Annotated in this window: 22 protein-coding genes; 13 read left to right on the top strand and 9 right to left on the bottom strand. The window is 65.2% G+C overall.

Annotation, left to right across the window (positions count from 1 at the left end):
- The first annotated feature begins 40 nt into the window (after positions 1-40).
- A complete protein-coding gene (locus YO9_RS0103885; RefSeq protein WP_262925565.1) occupies positions 41-874 on the top strand; it encodes a CvpA family protein in 834 nt (277 codons plus the stop codon).
- Between the two features lie 26 nt (positions 875-900).
- Positions 901-1215: a trypsin-like peptidase domain-containing protein gene (locus YO9_RS19630; protein ID WP_262925564.1), complete on the top strand. Its 315-nt coding sequence runs from the start codon at positions 901-903 to the stop codon at positions 1213-1215.
- An 18-nt stretch (positions 1216-1233) separates the two neighbouring features.
- Here the strand turns inward: YO9_RS19630 and YO9_RS0103880 are convergent, their stop codons facing one another.
- From YO9_RS0103880 to acs, 4 genes are all read right to left on the bottom strand, one after another.
- Positions 1234-1782: a glycine betaine ABC transporter substrate-binding protein gene (locus YO9_RS0103880; RefSeq protein ID WP_262925563.1), complete on the bottom strand. Its 549-nt coding sequence runs from the start codon at positions 1780-1782 to the stop codon at positions 1234-1236.
- The gene (locus tag YO9_RS19625) at positions 1692-2057 is read right to left on the bottom strand and encodes a glycine betaine ABC transporter substrate-binding protein (RefSeq protein WP_262925562.1); all 366 of its coding nucleotides are present in this window, start codon (positions 2055-2057) and stop codon (positions 1692-1694) included. Before YO9_RS19625 ends, YO9_RS0103880 begins: the two co-directional genes overlap by 91 nt.
- 8 nt (positions 2058-2065) lie before the next feature.
- Complete coding sequence (gene aroQ, locus YO9_RS0103870) at positions 2066-2530, bottom strand: type II 3-dehydroquinate dehydratase (protein ID WP_016996322.1); 465 nt, start codon at positions 2528-2530, stop codon at positions 2066-2068.
- A gap of 98 nt (positions 2531-2628) precedes the next feature.
- Positions 2629-4581 carry an acetate--CoA ligase gene (gene acs / locus YO9_RS0103865; protein ID WP_016996321.1) on the bottom strand — a complete coding sequence of 651 codons (1953 nt, stop codon included), beginning with the start codon at positions 4579-4581 and terminating at the stop codon, positions 2629-2631.
- 203 nt (positions 4582-4784) lie between these two features.
- Between acs and nth the strand changes: the two genes are divergently transcribed.
- Genes nth through YO9_RS20545 form a run of 3 tightly spaced genes read left to right on the top strand, consistent with a single transcriptional unit; the run spans position 4785 to position 6432 of the window.
- Positions 4785-5648 (top strand): endonuclease III, encoded by an 864-nt coding sequence (gene nth / locus YO9_RS0103860; RefSeq protein WP_016996320.1) that lies wholly within the window; start codon positions 4785-4787, stop codon positions 5646-5648.
- Positions 5649-5665: 17 nt separating this feature from the next.
- A complete protein-coding gene (locus YO9_RS0103855) occupies positions 5666-6229 on the top strand; it encodes an NUDIX domain-containing protein (RefSeq protein ID WP_317259740.1) in 564 nt (187 codons plus the stop codon).
- Positions 6217-6432: a hypothetical protein gene (locus tag YO9_RS20545; RefSeq protein WP_317259739.1), complete on the top strand. Its 216-nt coding sequence runs from the start codon at positions 6217-6219 to the stop codon at positions 6430-6432. Before YO9_RS0103855 ends, YO9_RS20545 begins: the two co-directional genes overlap by 13 nt.
- A 68-nt stretch (positions 6433-6500) precedes the next feature.
- Here YO9_RS20545 and YO9_RS16660 read toward each other — a convergent pair whose 3' ends face one another.
- The 4 genes from YO9_RS16660 to YO9_RS0103840 form a co-directional block, all read right to left on the bottom strand.
- Complete coding sequence (locus YO9_RS16660) at positions 6501-7466, bottom strand: bifunctional 3'-5' exonuclease/DNA polymerase (protein WP_016996318.1); 966 nt, start codon at positions 7464-7466, stop codon at positions 6501-6503.
- On the bottom strand, positions 7463-7591 hold the full coding sequence (locus YO9_RS19620) for a hypothetical protein (protein ID WP_016996317.1): 129 nt from the start codon (positions 7589-7591) through the stop codon (positions 7463-7465). Before YO9_RS19620 ends, YO9_RS16660 begins: the two co-directional genes overlap by 4 nt.
- Before the next feature lie 770 nt (positions 7592-8361).
- The gene (locus YO9_RS0103845) at positions 8362-8916 is read right to left on the bottom strand and encodes a DUF1697 domain-containing protein (RefSeq protein ID WP_016996316.1); all 555 of its coding nucleotides are present in this window, start codon (positions 8914-8916) and stop codon (positions 8362-8364) included.
- A 2-nt stretch (positions 8917-8918) separates the two neighbouring features.
- Positions 8919-10340 carry an aldehyde dehydrogenase family protein gene (locus YO9_RS0103840; RefSeq protein ID WP_016996315.1) on the bottom strand — a complete coding sequence of 474 codons (1422 nt, stop codon included), beginning with the start codon at positions 10338-10340 and terminating at the stop codon, positions 8919-8921.
- 84 nt (positions 10341-10424) lie between these two features.
- Here YO9_RS0103840 and YO9_RS0103835 point away from each other — a divergent pair, with 84 nt between their 5' ends.
- Positions 10425-11099 (top strand): peptidyl-tRNA hydrolase, encoded by a 675-nt coding sequence (locus tag YO9_RS0103835; RefSeq protein ID WP_016996314.1) that lies wholly within the window; start codon positions 10425-10427, stop codon positions 11097-11099.
- Between the two features lie 33 nt (positions 11100-11132).
- On the opposite strand, the gene YO9_RS0103830 is transcribed toward YO9_RS0103835, so the two are convergent.
- Positions 11133-11780: a Type 1 glutamine amidotransferase-like domain-containing protein gene (locus tag YO9_RS0103830; RefSeq protein WP_016996313.1), complete on the bottom strand. Its 648-nt coding sequence runs from the start codon at positions 11778-11780 to the stop codon at positions 11133-11135.
- Positions 11781-12187: 407 nt separating this feature from the next.
- Here YO9_RS0103830 and ssd point away from each other — a divergent pair, with 407 nt between their 5' ends.
- From ssd to YO9_RS0103795, 7 genes are all read left to right on the top strand, one after another.
- A complete protein-coding gene (gene ssd, locus YO9_RS0103825; RefSeq protein WP_396350721.1) occupies positions 12188-13120 on the top strand; it encodes a septum site-determining protein Ssd in 933 nt (310 codons plus the stop codon).
- Entirely contained in the window at positions 13117-14331 is a 1215-nt protein-coding gene (locus tag YO9_RS0103820; protein WP_016996311.1) for a TadA family conjugal transfer-associated ATPase, read from the top strand. Before ssd ends, YO9_RS0103820 begins: the two co-directional genes overlap by 4 nt.
- Positions 14328-15116, top strand: a complete 789-nt coding sequence (locus tag YO9_RS0103815) for a type II secretion system F family protein (protein WP_016996310.1) — start codon at positions 14328-14330, stop codon at positions 15114-15116. Before YO9_RS0103820 ends, YO9_RS0103815 begins: the two co-directional genes overlap by 4 nt.
- Positions 15113-15712, top strand: coding sequence for a type II secretion system F family protein (locus YO9_RS0103810; protein WP_016996309.1), 600 nt, complete (start codon positions 15113-15115; stop codon positions 15710-15712). The genes YO9_RS0103815 and YO9_RS0103810 overlap by 4 nt, the downstream gene beginning before the upstream one ends.
- Positions 15713-15792: 80 nt before the next feature.
- A complete protein-coding gene (locus YO9_RS0103805; RefSeq protein ID WP_223286057.1) occupies positions 15793-16041 on the top strand; it encodes a DUF4244 domain-containing protein in 249 nt (82 codons plus the stop codon).
- 177 nt (positions 16042-16218) lie between these two features.
- Positions 16219-16554: a TadE family type IV pilus minor pilin gene (locus tag YO9_RS0103800; RefSeq protein ID WP_223286056.1), complete on the top strand. Its 336-nt coding sequence runs from the start codon at positions 16219-16221 to the stop codon at positions 16552-16554.
- A gap of 40 nt (positions 16555-16594) precedes the next feature.
- Complete coding sequence (locus tag YO9_RS0103795) at positions 16595-17008, top strand: Rv3654c family TadE-like protein (protein WP_223286063.1); 414 nt, start codon at positions 16595-16597, stop codon at positions 17006-17008.
- The last annotated feature ends 32 nt before the right edge of the window (positions 17009-17040 follow it).

The following is a 17040-nucleotide window of genomic DNA, read 5'->3' as shown; positions in this document are numbered from 1 at the left end:
CTACCGCCCGCGGTCTGCGGCGCGACCTCGAAGGACGTACATGAACCTGGCCCTCAATCTGCTGGACATCATCTTGGTGATGGTGCTGGTGGGCTACCTGATCGCTGGGCTGTCCAGGGGTTTCTTCCGCTCCCTCGCCGCTCTGGTGGGCTTTGTGCTGGGCGCGGTCGCCGCCTTCTGGGCGGGCCCGTGGATCTCGTCGCAGGTGGGTTCTGAACTGCGGATTCCGTTTGTTCTCGTCACCGTTCTGGGGCTTTTGGTCCTGGGGCAAATTCTCGGCGGGATCGTGGGGAACTATCTGGCGCGTCTCACCGAAAAGACAGGGTTGGGTGTGTTGGACCGCATCGGCGGTGGCGCACTCAACGTGGCTGTGGCTGCCATCGTTCTCGCGCTTCTGGGTTCCCTGGTCGGCCAGTTGGGCATGCCCCAGCTCTCTCAACAGGTAGCGGGATCCTCGGTGCTGCGCGCCATTGAGCGCTACACACCAGAGCCCGTGCGTGAGGCCATGACCGAAACCCGCGACGCCGTGGCCGGTTCGCAGGGGATCCGTCAGCTCGATTCCCTGCTCTTCCCGGTCGAGGACGCTCCCCAGCCCGAACAGACCACCGACTCCAATGCGGTCGAGGCCGCCGGCCAGTCCGTGGTGCAGGTCTACGGCACGGCCGATCAGTGCGCCCAGAACCAAACGGGCTCAGGCTTTGTGGCGGCCTCCGGTTTGGTGGTCACCAACGCGCACGTGGTCGCGGGTGTTGATCAGCCCGTGGTCCAGACCCGCGACGGCCGCGTCTACCAGGCCCACGCCGTCCAGTACGACGACGCTTCGGACCTCGCCGTGCTCTACGCTCCCGATCTGCCGAGGCACCTTTGCCGCTGAGTAATTCTGTGGAGCGTGGTCAGCAGGTGTCCTTCGCGGGCTACCCGCTGGGCGGTCCGTATACCGTGCGACCGGCCACCATCCAGGGTGAAGCATTCGCGCCCGTGCAGAACGTCACCACCGGCGCCACTCTGTCTCGCAGCATCATCCAGATCGCCGGTCGCGTGGAGCAGGGCAACTCGGGTGGGCCCATGCTGGATGCCAACGGCAACGTGGTGGGCGTGATCTTCGCCAAGGCCGTTGAGGGCGAGGCCGGCTACGCGATCCCGATGGAGCAGGTCACCAACATCCTGGAAGCGCCGGCGGCTCCACCGCTCCCATCTCCACGGGTGAATGCGTGATCTCCTGATCAGTAGTTATCAGGCGAACCAGGCATTGACCGTCTCCGGGTTGCGCTCCATCCACTCGCGGGCAGCCTGCAGCGGATCCTTACCGTCGAGGTTCACGGCGCGGTCCATTTCATTGACGGCCGCCAGCGGGTAGTTGATCCGGGACACCACGCGGCGGGTCTCCTCCGGCAAGTTCTCCCAGCTCTGCCGATACGCCAAGAGTGACGCACGATCCGGCTCCGGGAACGCTCCAAGCGGATCGGCCAGCGGGCGCAGTTCGTACACGTCGTTGAGGTACTGCGGCTGCCACAGGGGAGTGGCGAACCAATCCCCGGCGTTCATCCGCTGGTTCACGGTGTCGATGATGGCCTGCAAGTCACCCATTTCCTGGTGCCAGCCCACAGCGGCCAGGCCGTAGGACTCGATGAGTTTCTCGGACCGCATGGTGAGTCCCGCGCCCGGAGTGGTGCCCTGAACCGTGAGCGTGGTCATCCGCTCGGCCACCTCGGGCTTTGCCAGGTCCTCGAGCGAGGAGACCACATCCTCCGGGATGTAGGCCGGAACGGCCCAGTAGAACATGCAGCCCTCGTAGAGCACGGTGCTTCCACTGCAGTGTCTTTGACCTGGTCCCAGTACACCTCGTGCCCGCCGGGCAGCCACGCGTCCGCGAACAGATCCATGTCACCGGCCGCCAGCTGCGGGTACATCTCCGGGTGTGGCCCCTCGACCACATCCACCGTGTGGCCCAGCCGCAGCAGGACCTCCTCCACCAAGGCGGCGGCCACCTGGTGGAAGGATTCGTCGATGCGCCCGTAGATCAGAGCGTCGGAGGAGCGGTGCTCAGCGGAGGTCATGGAGGGGCCTAACTGGTCGACTTCGATGACGTCTTGTTCAATTCATTGGCCACTACCTGCACGCCCAACTCGTACCCGAGTACACCGGCACCGGCGATGACGGCCGTGGCCTGCGGGGAGACGAAGGAGACGTGGCGGAAGGATTCGCGCTTGTGCACGTTGGAGATGTGCACCTCCACGATGGGGATCTCACACATTTCCAGCGCGTCGTGCACGGCGATCGAGTAGTGGGTGAGGGCCGCGGGGTTGATCACGATTCCGCAGGCCTCGGTGCGTGCCCGCTGGATCCACTCGACGATCTGGCCCTCGTAGTTGGACTGTTCGAAGACCACGTCCAGTCCGAACTCGGAGGCCTTGGCGCGCACGTTGGCTTCAACGTCCGCCAGCGTGGTGTGGCCGTAGATCTCGGGCTTGCGTGTTCCGAGGGTGTTCAGGTTGGGGCCGTTCAACACGAAGATGGGAAGCTCGCTCATGGACCCATTCAACACGACTTCAACGCGACGACGCCGCTCGGCGACCGTTTCGGACGAAAGGTCACCGAGCGGCGTCGGCGGTCGATGAAAGCGAACGGCTACTTGGCGCCGAGCGAATCCACGATCTGCTGCATGACCGTCTGGTCCGCGAGCGTGGACACGTCGCCCACGGGACGATCCTCGGCCACGTCCTTGAGGAGGCGGCGCATGATCTTGCCGGAGCGGGTCTTGGGCAGCTCGGGGACGATCAGGACTTTCTTGGGCTTGGCAATCGGGGAGATCTCCTTGCCCACGTGAGCGCGGATCTCTTCGGAGAGTTCAGCCTGGTCGCGGCCTTCGGAGGTCGCCTGGTCCGAGAGGATGACGAACGCGAACACTGCCTGACCGGTGGTCTCGTCCGCGGCACCCACCACTGCGGCCTCGGCCACGGACGGGTGGGACACCAGAGCGGACTCGATCTCCGGGGTGGAGAGACGGTGGCCGGACACGTTCATGACGTCGTCCACGCGACCCAGGATCCAAACGTCGCCGTCGGCGTCGCGCTTGGCGCCGTCACCGGCAAAGTACTTGTCGCCGAACTGGGCCCAGTAGGTGTTGACGAAGCGATCGTCGTCACCCCAGATGGTGCGCAGCATGGACGGCCACGGCTTGCGGACGACCAGGAAACCGTCGGTCTCGTTGGGCAGGGAATTGCCGGCGTCGTCCACGACGTCCACGGCGATACCCGGCAGCGGGATCTGTGCCGAACCCGGCTTGGCCTCGGTCACGCCCGGCAGCGGGGAGATCATGATGGCGCCGGTCTCGGTCTGCCACCAGGTGTCCACGATGGGGCACTTGCCGCCACCGATGTGCTTGTGGAACCAGGTCCACGCCTCCGGGTTGATGGCCTCGCCCACGGTCCCCAGCAGGCGCAGGGTGCTGAGGTCGAATTCGGCGGGGATGTCCTCGCCCCACTTCATCATGGTGCGGATGGCGGTGGGGGAGGTGTAGAGGATGCTCACGCCGTACTTCTGCACGATCTCCCAGAAGCGGCCGCGGTGCGGGGAATCCGGGGTGCCTTCGTAGATCACCTGGGTGGCGCCGTTGAGCAGCGGACCGTAGGCGATGTAGGTGTGGCCGGTGACCCACCCGACGTCCGCGGTGCACCAGTACACGTCCGTCTCGGGCTTGAGGTCGAAGACGTTCTTGTGAGTGAAGGCAGCCTGGGTCAGGTAACCGCCGGTGGTGTGCAGGATGCCCTTGGGCTTACCGGTGGTGCCGGAGGTGTAGAGGATGAACAGGGGATCTTCAGCACCCTGCTCGGAAGGGGTGTGCTCGGTGCTTGCGGCTTCGAGAGCCTCGTGCCACCACACGTCACGGCCGTTCTCGAAGGGAACGTCGCTGCCGTTGCGCTTGACCACGAGCACGTGCTTGACGGACTCGCCACCCTTGGACAGGGCCTCGTCCACGGCGGGCTTGAGCTGGGTGGGCTTGCCACGGCGGTAGGAACCGTCCGCGGTGACCACGAGCTTGGCCTCGCCGTCGTCAATGCGGGAGCGCAGGGCGTCTGCGGAGAAGCCGCCGAAGACCACGGAGTGGATGGCACCGATACGGGCGCAGGCCAGCATGGTGATGACGGCTTCCGCGATCATGGGCATGTACACGGCCACGCGGTCGCCCTTGGAGACACCCAGAGCTTCCATGGCGTTGGCGGCCTTGGAGACCTCGTCCTTGAGCTCCGAGTAGGTGTAGGACTTGCTGTCACCGGGCTCGCCCTCGAAGTGCAGGGCCACGCGATCGCCGTTGCCGGCCTCCACGTGACGGTCCACGGCGTTGTAGGCGGCGTTGAGCTTGCCGTCCTCGAACCACTTGGCGAACGGCGGATTGGACCAGTCCAGGACCGAGTTGAACGGGGTGGACCAGCTCAGTAGATCGCGGGCCTGGTTCGCCCAGAACTCCTCACCCTGATCCTCAGCCTGCTGGTACAGCTCTGCGGTGGCGTTCGCCTGCGCGGCAAATTCCTGGCTGGGCGCGTACGTGCGCTGTTCCGATGCGTTTGAGTCCTGAGACATGGCACTCCTTCGTGTGTCGCTACATGGCCATTGACCGCGCAAGTACTCCCTGCGTGGCGCAGTTCACATTTGATCCCAGCGTAGTGGACTTCTCGTTGCCACACCCAACCGAACCGCGGGCGTGGAATATCAAGTCGTGCTGTGACATCCCGGGCCTCGAAACGCGTTTGACCCGGGGTGCCCGGCCCAGCATGATCGAGACTATGGACAACCCCGTAGCTGCCGAGCACATCCGCCACGTCACGCCGGATGAGGCAGCCAAGGCGGCAGCGCGGCGTCGTCGGGCGGGGGAGGAAAGCTCACTCTCCGTGACCCGCCGAGCGCGGAAGATCCAGCGGATTCTCGCCGAAACCTACCCGTACGCCGTGGCCGAATTGGATTTCGACGACGCCTGGCAGCTTCTCGTGGCCACGGTGCTGTCCGCGCAGACCACCGACGTGCGCGTGAACTCGGTGACGCCCATCCTGTTCGCGACCTACCCCGGGCCGCAGGATTTGGCCGAGGCTGAGTCCGAATCCGTGCAGGAGATCGTGCGGCCGCTGGGCTTCTACCGCTCCAAGGCACGATCAATCCAAGCGCTCGCCAATCGCGTGGTGGACGAATACAACGGCGAGGTGCCCGGGAAACTCAAGGATCTGGTCACGCTGCCGGGGGTGGGGCGCAAGACCGCGAACGTGGTGCTCGGCAACGCGTTCGGGGTTCCGGGCGTCACCGTGGACACGCACTTCGGGCGGCTTGCCCGCAGGCTGGGATGGACCACCCAGGAGGACCCGGTCAAGGTGGAAAAGGACGTCACCGCCCTGTTTCCGCCCAAGGTTTGGACGGAGCTGTCCCACGAGCTGATCTACCATGGCCGCCGCATCTGCCATTCGCGGAAGCCCGCTTGCGGAGTGTGCCCGATCGCGGATTTGTGCCCCTCCTACGGAGAGGGCCCCACCGATCCGCAGGTGGCGCGCAAGCTACTCGCCTATGAATTGAAACCCGGCCGCGAAGAACTGCTGGACCGGTACATGAACGGTGCCACGCGGCGAGAGCTGCGGGCCGAGGGGCACACGCTCAGCGCGTGAGTCGTGAAAGGACACCCATGAAACCTACGTCGCCCGGAACCGTTCACGCCCGCGAACAATTGTTGAAGTTGGCCCAAGAGGGGCACACGGTCTACATGGAGGACCGCGAGCCGTGGCGGATTGGAGAGCTTGCCGAGGACTACCGGCAGTCTGCCGTGCTGATCCTGTTCGGTGCGCTGGACCAAGTGCCCTCGGAATACGAGGAGCACGGTGAGGGGCCGGGGCGCGACTTGGACGTGTTGCTCGTCCAACGCTCGGCGAACCTGCGCTCGCACCCCGGTCAGGTGGCGTTCCCAGGCGGTCGCCTGGATCCACCGGACGGTGAGTTGGGTGAACTGATGACCGTTCCCGGTGGCGAGGTGAGCGCTCCGCACGTGCGCGGTGCGCTGCGGGAGGCCCATGAGGAAACGGGACTGGACCCGGACGCGTGGAGGTGCTCGGAACCTTGCACCCTGTTCCACTGCCCATCAGTAATCACATGGTTACACCCGTCATCGGGTGGTGGCAGAGCCAGTCCGAGGTGGATGTGGTCGACCATGCCGAGTCCTCGCTGGTGTTCCGGGTTCCGGTGCTGGATCTGATCAACCCCGCGCACCGTTACTACGCGACTGTGACCCGAGGGAATCAGACCTATAAATCTCCGGCCTTTGACGTGCGGGTCAACGAGACCGGCGAAACCGTCACCGTGTGGGGGTTCACCGGCATTGTGATCGATCGGATCTTGGAATGGCTTGATTGGTCGGTCGAATGGGACCACAACGACAAGCGTCCGGCTCCGCTGTAAACCCGTGACGACCTGCCCGGGAAGGCTCAGCAAGTAGCGGGCAGGAGCATGTTTGCTCTGGTCGCGGTCTACTTTGCGTCCGCGTAACTGGTGACCACGCTCGTGGCCACCGGAACTTCCACCGGTACACGGCCGAACACGGTGCGCACCGCCTGATCGGCGGCGTCCAGAACCACTTGCTTGACCTGTTCGGCTTGTTCTTGAGCGCAGTGAACCATGACCTCGTCATGCAGGAAGAAGACGAGGTGCGCGTCCAACCCTTGCCGGTGCAAGCCCTGGCGGATGTGTCCGAGCCAGGCCAACGCCCACTCGGCAGCTGATCCCTGCACCACGAAGTTCCGGGAGAACCGGCCATGGGTCCGCGCCGCTTGGGTCGCGCGGCGCTCACCGGCGGCGGTTTCCGTGGCACGTTGGATCTCGAACCACTCTGGTTCCGGAAGTGGCGACCAACGCCCGAGATAGGTGCAGACCTGTTCTCCGCGTTCACCCACGCGGGCAGCGTGTTCCACATAGCCCACGGCCCGCGGGAACATGCGGGTGAGGTGCGGCATGAAACGGCCGGCCGCTCCCTGGGTTGCTCCGTACATGGCACCCAACAATGCGACCTTCGCGTGGGGCCGTTCCTTCAACTCGGAGCCGCGTTCCTGTCCTTGCTGGGCGATGGATTCGTACAGATCTCGGTCCCTCGAGGCCTGAGCCAGGGCATCATCACGGGCCAGGATGGCCAGAACGCGAGGTTCCAGTTGAGCGGCGTCGGCAACGACCAGGGTGCGGCCGGGATCTGCACGCACCGCATCGCGAATGAACTTGGGGATCTGTAGCGCGCCACCGCCGCGTGCCGCCCAGCGGCCGGTGACCACGCCGCCGACCACGTATTCGGGGTGGAAGCGGCCGTTGGTGACCCATATGTCGAGCCAGTGCCAGCCAGTCGCGGAGAAGATACGGGACAGTTTCTTGTACTCGAGGACGGGGGCCACGATCTCTTGTCGGCGAGCATCTGGTTGCCCCGCCACCACGGTCCACTCCTTGATCACCCAGCACGCGTGGAATCGATGTCCACACCGGCGGTGCGCAGCGCCTTGAGGAGCTCGGGAGGAGAATCGGGATTGAGCGTGGGAGCGGCCAGGACCCGACGGATCTCTTCGGCCAGCTCCTGCATGCGGATGGGGCGTTCGCCCTCTTTCGGGCGGGGCCCATGGCGTCGGTGAGAATCTGCTCGTGGATTCCTGGATTCCACGGGATTCCCTGGTGACGCATGGTGGCTGCCACCAGCGCACCCTGCGATTCGAGACCCAGCAGCATCTCCAACCGTTTGGGGTTGCGTGCCGTGCTCACGGCGCGGATCTGTTCGGCCAGTTCTGCGACCAAGTCATCCAGGCCGGGACCGCGGTCCGTGGCCATGGCGAACAGCGAGGTTTGTGAGTCCTCCACCGGACGAGGACGTGGACCGGGAACATGTCGGGGGTCTGCCGGTTCGATGACTGGGGTGTACTGCATAGGCCGCGACTCGCCGGAATCGGGGTCCGGTGCTCCGGACCCCGGAGCGTCAGACGCGGTGGCCAGGATCGTTGCGCACAGTCCCAAGTCCCGGCATTTGGTGGCCCACACATCTGCTTCGCACAGGAGCGCGGCGGGCACGGACGTATCCATCCAGGTCCAGACGGGCGGCTGCACGCCTGCTTCCAACGCGGCGGCTTCGCGTGTGGAGACTATGCCAGGGAATTCCTGGTCCGTGACCGTCAGTGGTTGCCCCGCCCGCTGACCGTTGGCCGTGACCACCTGCAGGGTCCAGCCTCCGGCCCCGGTTTCCGCGGGAGCCACCACTATGTGCATGCGCTCATTATCGCGTGGGGCACTGACATGCTCCGGGCGGGCTCAGCGCTCCGCAATGAGTTCGAGTTCGAAGCCGTCCGAAACGCACACACTTTTTCAGTCCGGCGCCGCCACGTCCAGCAGTTCCGCGACCTTTCGAACCGTGCGCATGTTCCGGGCGGTGATGGTCATGCCCGGCAGTTGTTTACCGAGAGCGACCGGCAGTTTGGAAGCATGGATTCCCTTGTCACTGCCGTACCAAATATAGATTTCCGATCCGTCAACCACGATGCGTTCGTCGTCGTGGATCGGTAGCGCGGCCAGATCCAGCTCGGGGACGGGACGGTCGCAGAAGTGCACTTGATACAGCTTGTCGTCGGTGGCGATGTCGCGCAGCGGATCTGCGGCCAGCACCGCCGACAGTTCTTCGAACGTCCGGTGAACGACCGGGCTCAGGACACCGAATTCCGATTCGATGGCCGCTGACAACGTTTTGGCGAACTCCGCGGGGTCGCCTTGACGAACACAGATTAGGTTGCCGCTCTGCAGGTAAGTCTTCACCTCTTGAGCGCCGAGCTGTTCCGTGAGGAGGGCACGCAGCTCTGCCATGGGAACCCTGTTGTTGGCTCCCACATTGATGCCACGCAAGAAGAAAGCCGTTGGCCGGTTCATGGTCAGATCCTACGACCCAGGTGCCTCCGCTTCTTGTCTCCGACCGGTGAGGTGGCCCGGTCCAACACGGATTTCACCGCGCCGTGGATGGGCGGATAGATCACACCCAGCGTCTCCGGTTTCAAGGGTTTGGAGAGCACCGCCCGCTGATGAGTGAACGTGTCGCGTGACCATTTACCGTGGTAGGTCCCCTGGCCACTGGCACCCTTACCGCCGAAGGGCAGATAAGGACTACCCACATGAGCGACCGGGATCCCGATGCTGACTCCACCGGAGGGCACCTCGTCCATGATGTAGTCGCGAACGGACTTGTCCGTGGCGAAGATGTACAGGGCCAAGGGAGCGTCCCGTGTGAGCATTCGCTGCACGGCTTCCTGAGGACCGCGCACCGGCAGGATGGGCAGGACCGGGCCGAAGATTTCCTCGCTCATCACGGGATCGGATTCGGCCACGGGGTACAGGACGGTGGGCGCGATATAGCGATCCTCCCGATCCACGTCACCGCCGCACACGATCTGCTCCGAACCCTTGGCCGGGAGCATGGCACTCACGCGATCCACCGCGCCGGTGTGGATCATGCGCCCATAGTCTTCCGATTCCTGCGGCCGAGCTCCGAAACTCTCGCGCACGGCTCGCGCGAGTTCCTCCGCCAATGACGCCGCAATGTCCTGGTAAGCATAGATGTGATCCGGTGCCACACACGTCTGGCCGGCATTGACGAACTTGCCCCACACGATCCGGCGTGCGGCCGCATGAAGGTCGACATCGTTGTGCACGTATGTGGGGGACTTCCCACCCAGCTCCAGGGTCACGGGAACGAGATGGCGAGCTGCGCGTTCGGCCACCGCGGTGCCCGTGGCGGTGGAACCCGTGAAGAACACGTGATCGGGGCGGGCATCGATGAGGGCAGTGGCGGCGTCGGCCTGGCCGGTGACTACGGCGACGGCTTCTTGGTCGAAGTAGCGCGGGACCAGCTCGGCAAAGAGCTGTTCGACGGCCGAACTGATCTCACTGGGCTTGATGACCACGCAGTTACCCCCGGCCAGCGCGCCCATGAGCGGAGAAAACTGCAATTGCAGCGGGTAGTTCCACGGCGAGATGATCACCACGACACCCAGCGGGTCGTACCGCACCCACGAACGGGCGGGAAAAAACTGCAACGGCGTGCGAACCGGCTGGTCCTTGTGCCATTTCTTGAGATTGCGACGTGTGTGTTTGAGCTCGGTGATCACCGGATAGATCTCGGTCATTGTGGCCTCGAACGGAGATTTCCCCAGGTCTTCGCCCAGCGCCCTTTGCCACTGCTCCTTGTGATTGAGCAGCATCGCTTCGAGCGCGTTGAGCTGTCCCCTGCGCCATTCCACAGAGCGGGTCCGCCCGGTACGGAAGGTGCTTCGGAGCCTGGCCACAACGTCAGCGTTCATGGATTCAGGTTACGGGTGGCTCCTGACATGCACAGCAGAACACCGGTTGTGGGGAGCGCGGATGCCGCGTGACACAGTAGAAAGATGTCCGACCAGATTCCCGATGATCACGACATCCCCTGGGCCATGCAATTGGTGGTCTACAGGGATCGGCAGTCTCCTGCGCGGCAGGTGGACGTGGCCGAGACCGCCGCGCGCGCCGTCGTCGCCCTGCTTGCGGACCCGCGATCCGCACCTGACGGCCCCTGGTACCCGGCCGTGAAGCACTGGCGCGACGCGCGTATCCGCAAACTGGTGCGCCGCGCGGACGGCAAACGCTGGACCGACGTTCAGGAACTCGACGGCGTGACGGTCACCCAGGCAGGTAGCGGGGAATTCGGCGACGCCGCCGTGCGCGCCTTTGTGCCCGGCCCGGTCAAACCGCTGCCCAAGGAACTGAACAAACTTCAGGTTTCGGGCACAACTTTTCCCGACGACGGCGCTTCAAACGTTACTGACGCGAAGGTCACCGTTGAGGTGCGGCCGGGGCTCGAGATGACCAGTGGCAAGCTTGCGGCCCAGTGCGCCCACGCCGCGCAATTGGCATGGGAGGCCATGTCCGAAGCCGAGCGGGAACAGTGGCGGGCGGACGACTTCAGGGTGCGGGTCGATGAACCGCGTGAGGCGGAGTGGGCAGCTGCCACTCGGCCGGTTGCCGTGGTGGACGCCGGGCTCACCGAACTCGACGGGCCCACCGAGACGACTCGTGCGTGGTGGTAGTGGGACATCAACCGGAACGTTTTCGTGAGCGGGCTACTGTGGCTCGGCGGATTGAAGCCTGACTCCTACGTGATCCCCGGCAGGAGTAATCCACCAGGCCAGCCCAGATCCCAGGACACGAGGATACCGCGCGTCATCCAGGTGGAGGGCAGTGTCTTCGTCCACGGCGACGGCGGATGACACGCCACCGGACGCCACCACCGCAATCGCCCGAGTCAGCGTGCCCGCCTGCGAGGCGTGAACGTCAACGGTCCACGGCACGATACCGATCCCCGCTTGCACGGTGAGGGCCTCCAGATCTTCTGAACATTCGGATGCGCACACCTCAATGCCGTCCATCGTGTATCCGCCGAGAATTGCGTACTCCGCGGCAATCATCGCCCCCGCAGAGAAACCGAGGTAGGGCGCACCCTTGCCGACCAGGTCACGCAGCTGTGGCATCGAAGCGGAGAGAGCAGAGTGATAATCGGGGGTTCGGCCACCGCCCACGACGATTGCCTCGAATCGATGCAGGTCGCCGACATCGCCGCTGAGCGGGACGACGTCGATCCGGTCACGCACAGCGTCGAGGAGATCGAGGTACGGGGCCGCGCTGTGATCAGCGGTGACCGCGTCACCGGTCAGGAACAAACCGATACGCCCGGAGCCGAGGGTGAGGCACTTCTCGAGAAAGGGAGCCACACAGCCTGGACTCGTGGAATCGGGACCCCCGCCGACGAGTGTGATGTTCATGGTGCAAGTCTGACTTGTTGACGTCCGCGTGGCGAGGGTGCACTCGCGGTGACGTAACTGCACAGGCCTGATGCCTGCCGTGGAGGTTGGGCCCCGACTCCACAATCGGGACCCCGGGTGGTCCTCTAAGCGGGTGATCCGACGACTGTAAGGGCATGACCCCTCCAGCGCACAGGTCCCCGAACACGGCGGTGATTCCGCGGACGCGCAGAGCCCAGCGCACCACCATTGACCGCGCGCCCGTCGATCGACGCAGCGCCGACGTACCGGCAGCAGCCTTGACCAGAACGGTCCATCTCCTAAGTGCTGATCCGCAGCTCATCGAATCCGTGGAAGCCGTGTGTGTGAGCTGTCGTGTGGAACTGACAGTCACCGACAGTCTCGCCGATGCCGAGGACGCGGAGACGCTCCTCGTGGACGCGACATCGGCGGTGGAACGAGTACCCAACGGCGCCATCATCGTGGCGTTGTCCTCCCAGCAGGGAGCCTGGGAACTTGCCGCTCGCAGCGCGGCAAGCGCCGTCGTCGTGCTTCCCGACGCCGCCGAATGGCTGGCCGAGATGCTCTCGCGCTCCGATCAGGACGGCGGGGCGGTTCAGCTCGGTCGCGTCATCGGAGTGGTGGGTGCCACCGGTGGTGTGGGCGCCTCCACGTTCGCGTGCTGGCTAGCGCAGGAACTGGCGGACGGCGGTTCCACGACCGCGGTGGTCGACGCCGATCCAGTCGCGGCGGGACTGGATCTCGTGTTGGGAACCGAATCCGAGGACGGCCTGCGCTGGCCCGAGCTGCACCAGTTCTCCGGTGCGGTGGCAGCGGACCAGTTGTGGGCGGCCATGCCGAGTACGGGGAAGTTGCGTTATCTCTCGTGGGATCGGCAGGGCACTCATGCGTCTCACGTTCCGGTGGGCACCGTGATCCACGCGCTGAGAAGTGCGGCGAGCGACTTGGTGGTTGATCTGAACGCGGACCGTCTCGAGGAGCAGGCTCAGTGGTGCTCTACGGTACTGGTGCTTACTCCGCGCACCGTCAGGGGAGTTCTGGCGGCGACACTGGCAGTCCGGCGCTGCGGGGAGATCCCAGTGATGACCGTCCTGACCGGGCTCAACGTGGCGGACGTGGATGCAGCCGTCGTGGAATCGGCAACCGGAGTCGGTTGTGCTGGCTCCCTCAGGTTCGACCCACGCCTTCCGCAAGAGCTCGACAACGGTGCTGTGTTGCAGCGGGGCAAACGCGCGAAGCACACGAAAGCCGTTCGTGCCATCGCCCAGCAGGTGGAGGTGCGGTCATGAGCGGCACGGAACTCGACACCCAGTTCACGGAAGACGTCCGCAATCGTCTACTGCAGGAAGGTGGTGCGCTCACCGATGCCCGGATTGCCCGCGCCATCCAGGACACCGGCCGCGTTCTCGGAGCGGTGGGGTCCATCCGGGCGGTGCAGCACATCAAGGCCGAGCTCACGGGGTTGGGTCCGCTCGAACCGCTCCTGCCCACCGAAGGGCTCAGCGACCTGTACGTCAACGGGCACGAGAACGTGTTCGTGGAGACCCTCGGCGGCGTGGCCCGGGTGCCATCTCCTTTCACGAATGAGACGGACGTTCGCGCGCTTGCGGTGCGTCTCATCACGGCGGCCGGCCGTCGGCTCGACGACGCCAACCCTTGCGTGGACGTGCAGACCGCCACGGGACTACGCGTTCACGCGGTGATCCCACCGGTGTCCACCAGTGGCACGTTGCTGTCCATCAGGTTTCAGGCTCCTCAGCGGTTGTCCCTGTCCGATTTGGTGTCCTCGGGTTCCATCCACCCGTTCATGGCGGACGTGCTGTGTACCGCCATGTCCGCAGGGGCCAACTTGATGATCAGCGGGGCGACGGGATCCGGTAAGACGACCGTCCTGTCCGCGCTGCTGTCCCAGTGCCACCCGTCCGAGCGTCTGGTACTCATCGAGGACGCCGCCGAGCTGAACCCTGAGCATCCTCACGTGGTGGGCATGCAGGCCCGCCACGACAATGTGGAGGGCAGTGGTGCTGTGGACTTGGCAGAGCTGGTGCGGCAAGCCTTGCGCATGCGCCCCGATCGCCTGGTGGTCGGAGAATGTCGCGGTGCAGAGGTACGCGAACTGCTTACTGCGCTGAACACCGGTCACGCCGGTGCTGGAACCGTGCACGCGAATTCCGCCCAGGCTGTTCCGGCACGGTTGGCAGCATTGGGTTCGCTGGCCGGGATGAACCGAGAGGCTGTCGATCTTCAGGCGGCCAGCGCCCTCGATCTGGTCGCCCATGTCAGCAGGGGAGTGGACGGGCGGCGCTTGGGGACCCTGTGCACCCTTGAGCTGGCAGACGGCCAACTCGTCACCCGCACCGCCCTGAGCTGGAGCGGAGGGGAACCGGTGAGGGGGCCGGGATGGCCACGTGTGGCAGAGCTCCTGTCTCGAACCACGGCCCAAGAGACCACAGCCGCGCCTGCGCTTCCGGCCGGGGACCACCGGCGGGGTACGTCATGATCCTCGCCCTCGTTGTAGGAACCCTTCTTGCCGCGGCTGGTCTGACCTGGGCCGGTGGGGTCGGCGGCCGTGCGCTCACCACCCACGGTGTCGCGATCACACAGCAGGACAAAGACCGCCCCCGCGCCTCGCTTGCGTCAATGTCGTTCGTGTCCCGCCACTGGCGACGGGACCGAGCCGCCGAGGCAGCCTTGTGGGTCACGCTGGTCCGCCGACTCGCGGCATTGCTGAGCGCCGGCCGCAGCCCGTCCGCGGTCTTCGGTCAAGCATCCCGAGCTGTTGGTCAAAGCCCCGCCAACCCGACTGCCGCCTGGATCGACCAACTGTGCCGCGACGTACATGCGGCGTCGCAGTTGGGTGTCCCAGCCTCCGTCACCCTGGGCCGGATCGCGCAGTCCACTCCGGACGTGTCTGACCACGAACTCGCTCGCTGGGCCCGCTCCGTCAGCGTGCAGCTAGCCGCGTGCTGGGAGATCTCGGAACGCTCCGGAGCCTCTCTGTCGAAGACCCTGAACGGCTTGGCCGATTCCGTCGAATCACAGATCGATGCCCAGGCCGCCCGCGAAAGTGCGCTCGCCGGCCCTCGTGCCACGGTTCGTGTCCTCGCCTGGTTGCCGGTCCTCGCGCTGGGCCTCGGAATGCTCATGGGAACCGATCCGATCACCACCTTGATCACCACACCGTGGGGTCGGATCGCACTTATTGCGGGAGCCGTCCTCACGGTGGCCGGGCGGTTGTGGACCCGCCAGCTCATGCGGCACGCCGAGGGGGTGGACGGGCCATGATCATCGCCCTGACCACTGGACTCTTCGTAGCCGTCGCGTTCTTCGTCTGGTCATCGCCACGCGCGGTTGCGCTGTCCCCAAGGGGTGCCAGTGCCGCGGTTGCACCCTCGTCCGAATACGACGACGCCGCTCAGTCGGCTTCGCGCGGCAGCTCGCCCGGGTTGCCCGCCGCCACGCTCGTCGAGCTGACGGCAACCCAACTGGACGCCGGATTGCCTCTCGCGGAGGCCGTTTCCGTGCTGGCCCACAGCACTGCCGGGACCGGTCATCCCGAGCTTCAAAGGGTTGCCGCAGCACTTCGACTGGGCCTGGACTGGGACACCGCGTGGTCATCGGTCAACGAGTCACCCAGAGCGTTACTGGACTACCGCGATGCGCTCGAATTCACGGCGACGTCCGGGGCGGCGTCGGCGACGGTCTTGCGCGGCCAGGCTGAACAGGTGCGGCGCGCCCAATTCCGCCGCGCCGAGCGAGCCGCGGAAGCCCTCTCCGTTCGGCTGGTGCTGCCGCTCGGACTGTGTTGTCTACCCGCCTTCATGTGCTGGGGCGTGCTGCCCGTGCTCATGAGTTTGCTGCCCAAGGTGTTCGGCTCATGAACCGCGACCGAGCGCCGCCCGCGGGACGCGACACCAACCACAGAACCTCACTCAAAACACCCATCACACAGGAGATCACCATGTCCCACACCACCGTCACCACCGCCACTTCAGTACCGCAGGCCATCGAGCCCGACGCCGTTCTGGAGCCGTCCAGCACCGAGCTCGCCTTGAGTTCGGACCACCCCGATCTCGGAGCGTCCACTGCGGAGTACGCCGTGATCGTTCTTGCGGCCGCTGCCTTCGGCGGAGTCATGGCCGCTGTGCTGTCCTCAGACTCCGTATCGGGTCTGCTGCTCGGCATCATCCAAAAGGCCCTGTCGGTGTAATCCGATGGGGGCAACACCGTTGGGCGCGCCTCGACAGCGAGGCGCGCCCAACGGACCCACCTGAGTTCTCGGAAAGGTACCGACGTGAGAACACATCAATCCTCGACCGCATTTTTCGCTCCTGGCTCAGTGCCAGGCGGAGAATCCAAAGAACCCCGCGACAGGGGTGCCGTCACCGTGGAAACCGCGGTCATCATGCCCGCTCTGGTGCTGTTGCTCGCCGTCATGCTGGCCGCCGCGGCAGCCGGAATGACCCTGGTCCGTTTTGAGGAAGCTGCTCGAGCGTCTGCCAGGGCCGCTGCTCGAGGGGAAACCGTGGCCATCGCCCAAGAACGAGCACGAGAGATCGCAGGCGATGATTCCACGGTGACCGTTACCGCCGACTCTGACCGGGTCAACGTGACGGTCAGTGGACCAGCTCCAGGAATCTTGGGCCAGTGGAGTAGCTGGACACTTCAAGCTGATGCCATGGCTGTGACCGAGGGAGCGAGGAACGCAGATGTGGGCCCGTAGCATCCTGCCAGCGGACTCTCGTCATGTCGTCAGGTCCGGCCTGCATCGAGAGCCCCAGACATCCGATGGTGGGAGTCCCAAGAGGGGGAACCATCCCGATGAAGGGTCAGGAACCGTTCACGGGATGACCATCGCCGTGCTCATGTGCGCGCTGTTGATCGTGATCCTGTTGCTCGGGCAGGCGGGCATCTCGATGCACCGGGCGGCGAAAGCCGCAGACCTCGCCGCGCTCGCTGCAGCCGACACGGCTCGGGGCTTAGCGAGCGGGGTGCCTTGCGATGTGGCCCGGGCCGTGGCTCAAGAGAACGGCGCGGTCATGGATCACTGCGACCTGGTCACTCCGGAACAAACCACCGTGGATGTCCGCACGAGCATCGCCCTGTTCGGTCCGCTGGAGCCGCTTGGTCCGGCCGTTGGAATATCGCGGGCCGGACCGCCGCCGGGGGAGCCGTGATGCAGTTCGATATCGGTGAGGTGAGTTATCCG

The sequence above is a fragment of the Kocuria atrinae C3-8 genome (assembly GCF_000286355.1).
Classification (GTDB): domain Bacteria; phylum Actinomycetota; class Actinomycetes; order Actinomycetales; family Micrococcaceae; genus Kocuria; species Kocuria atrinae_A.
The sequence above is the reverse complement of the archived record's forward strand: the minus strand, read 5'-3'. Positions and strand labels throughout refer to the sequence as shown.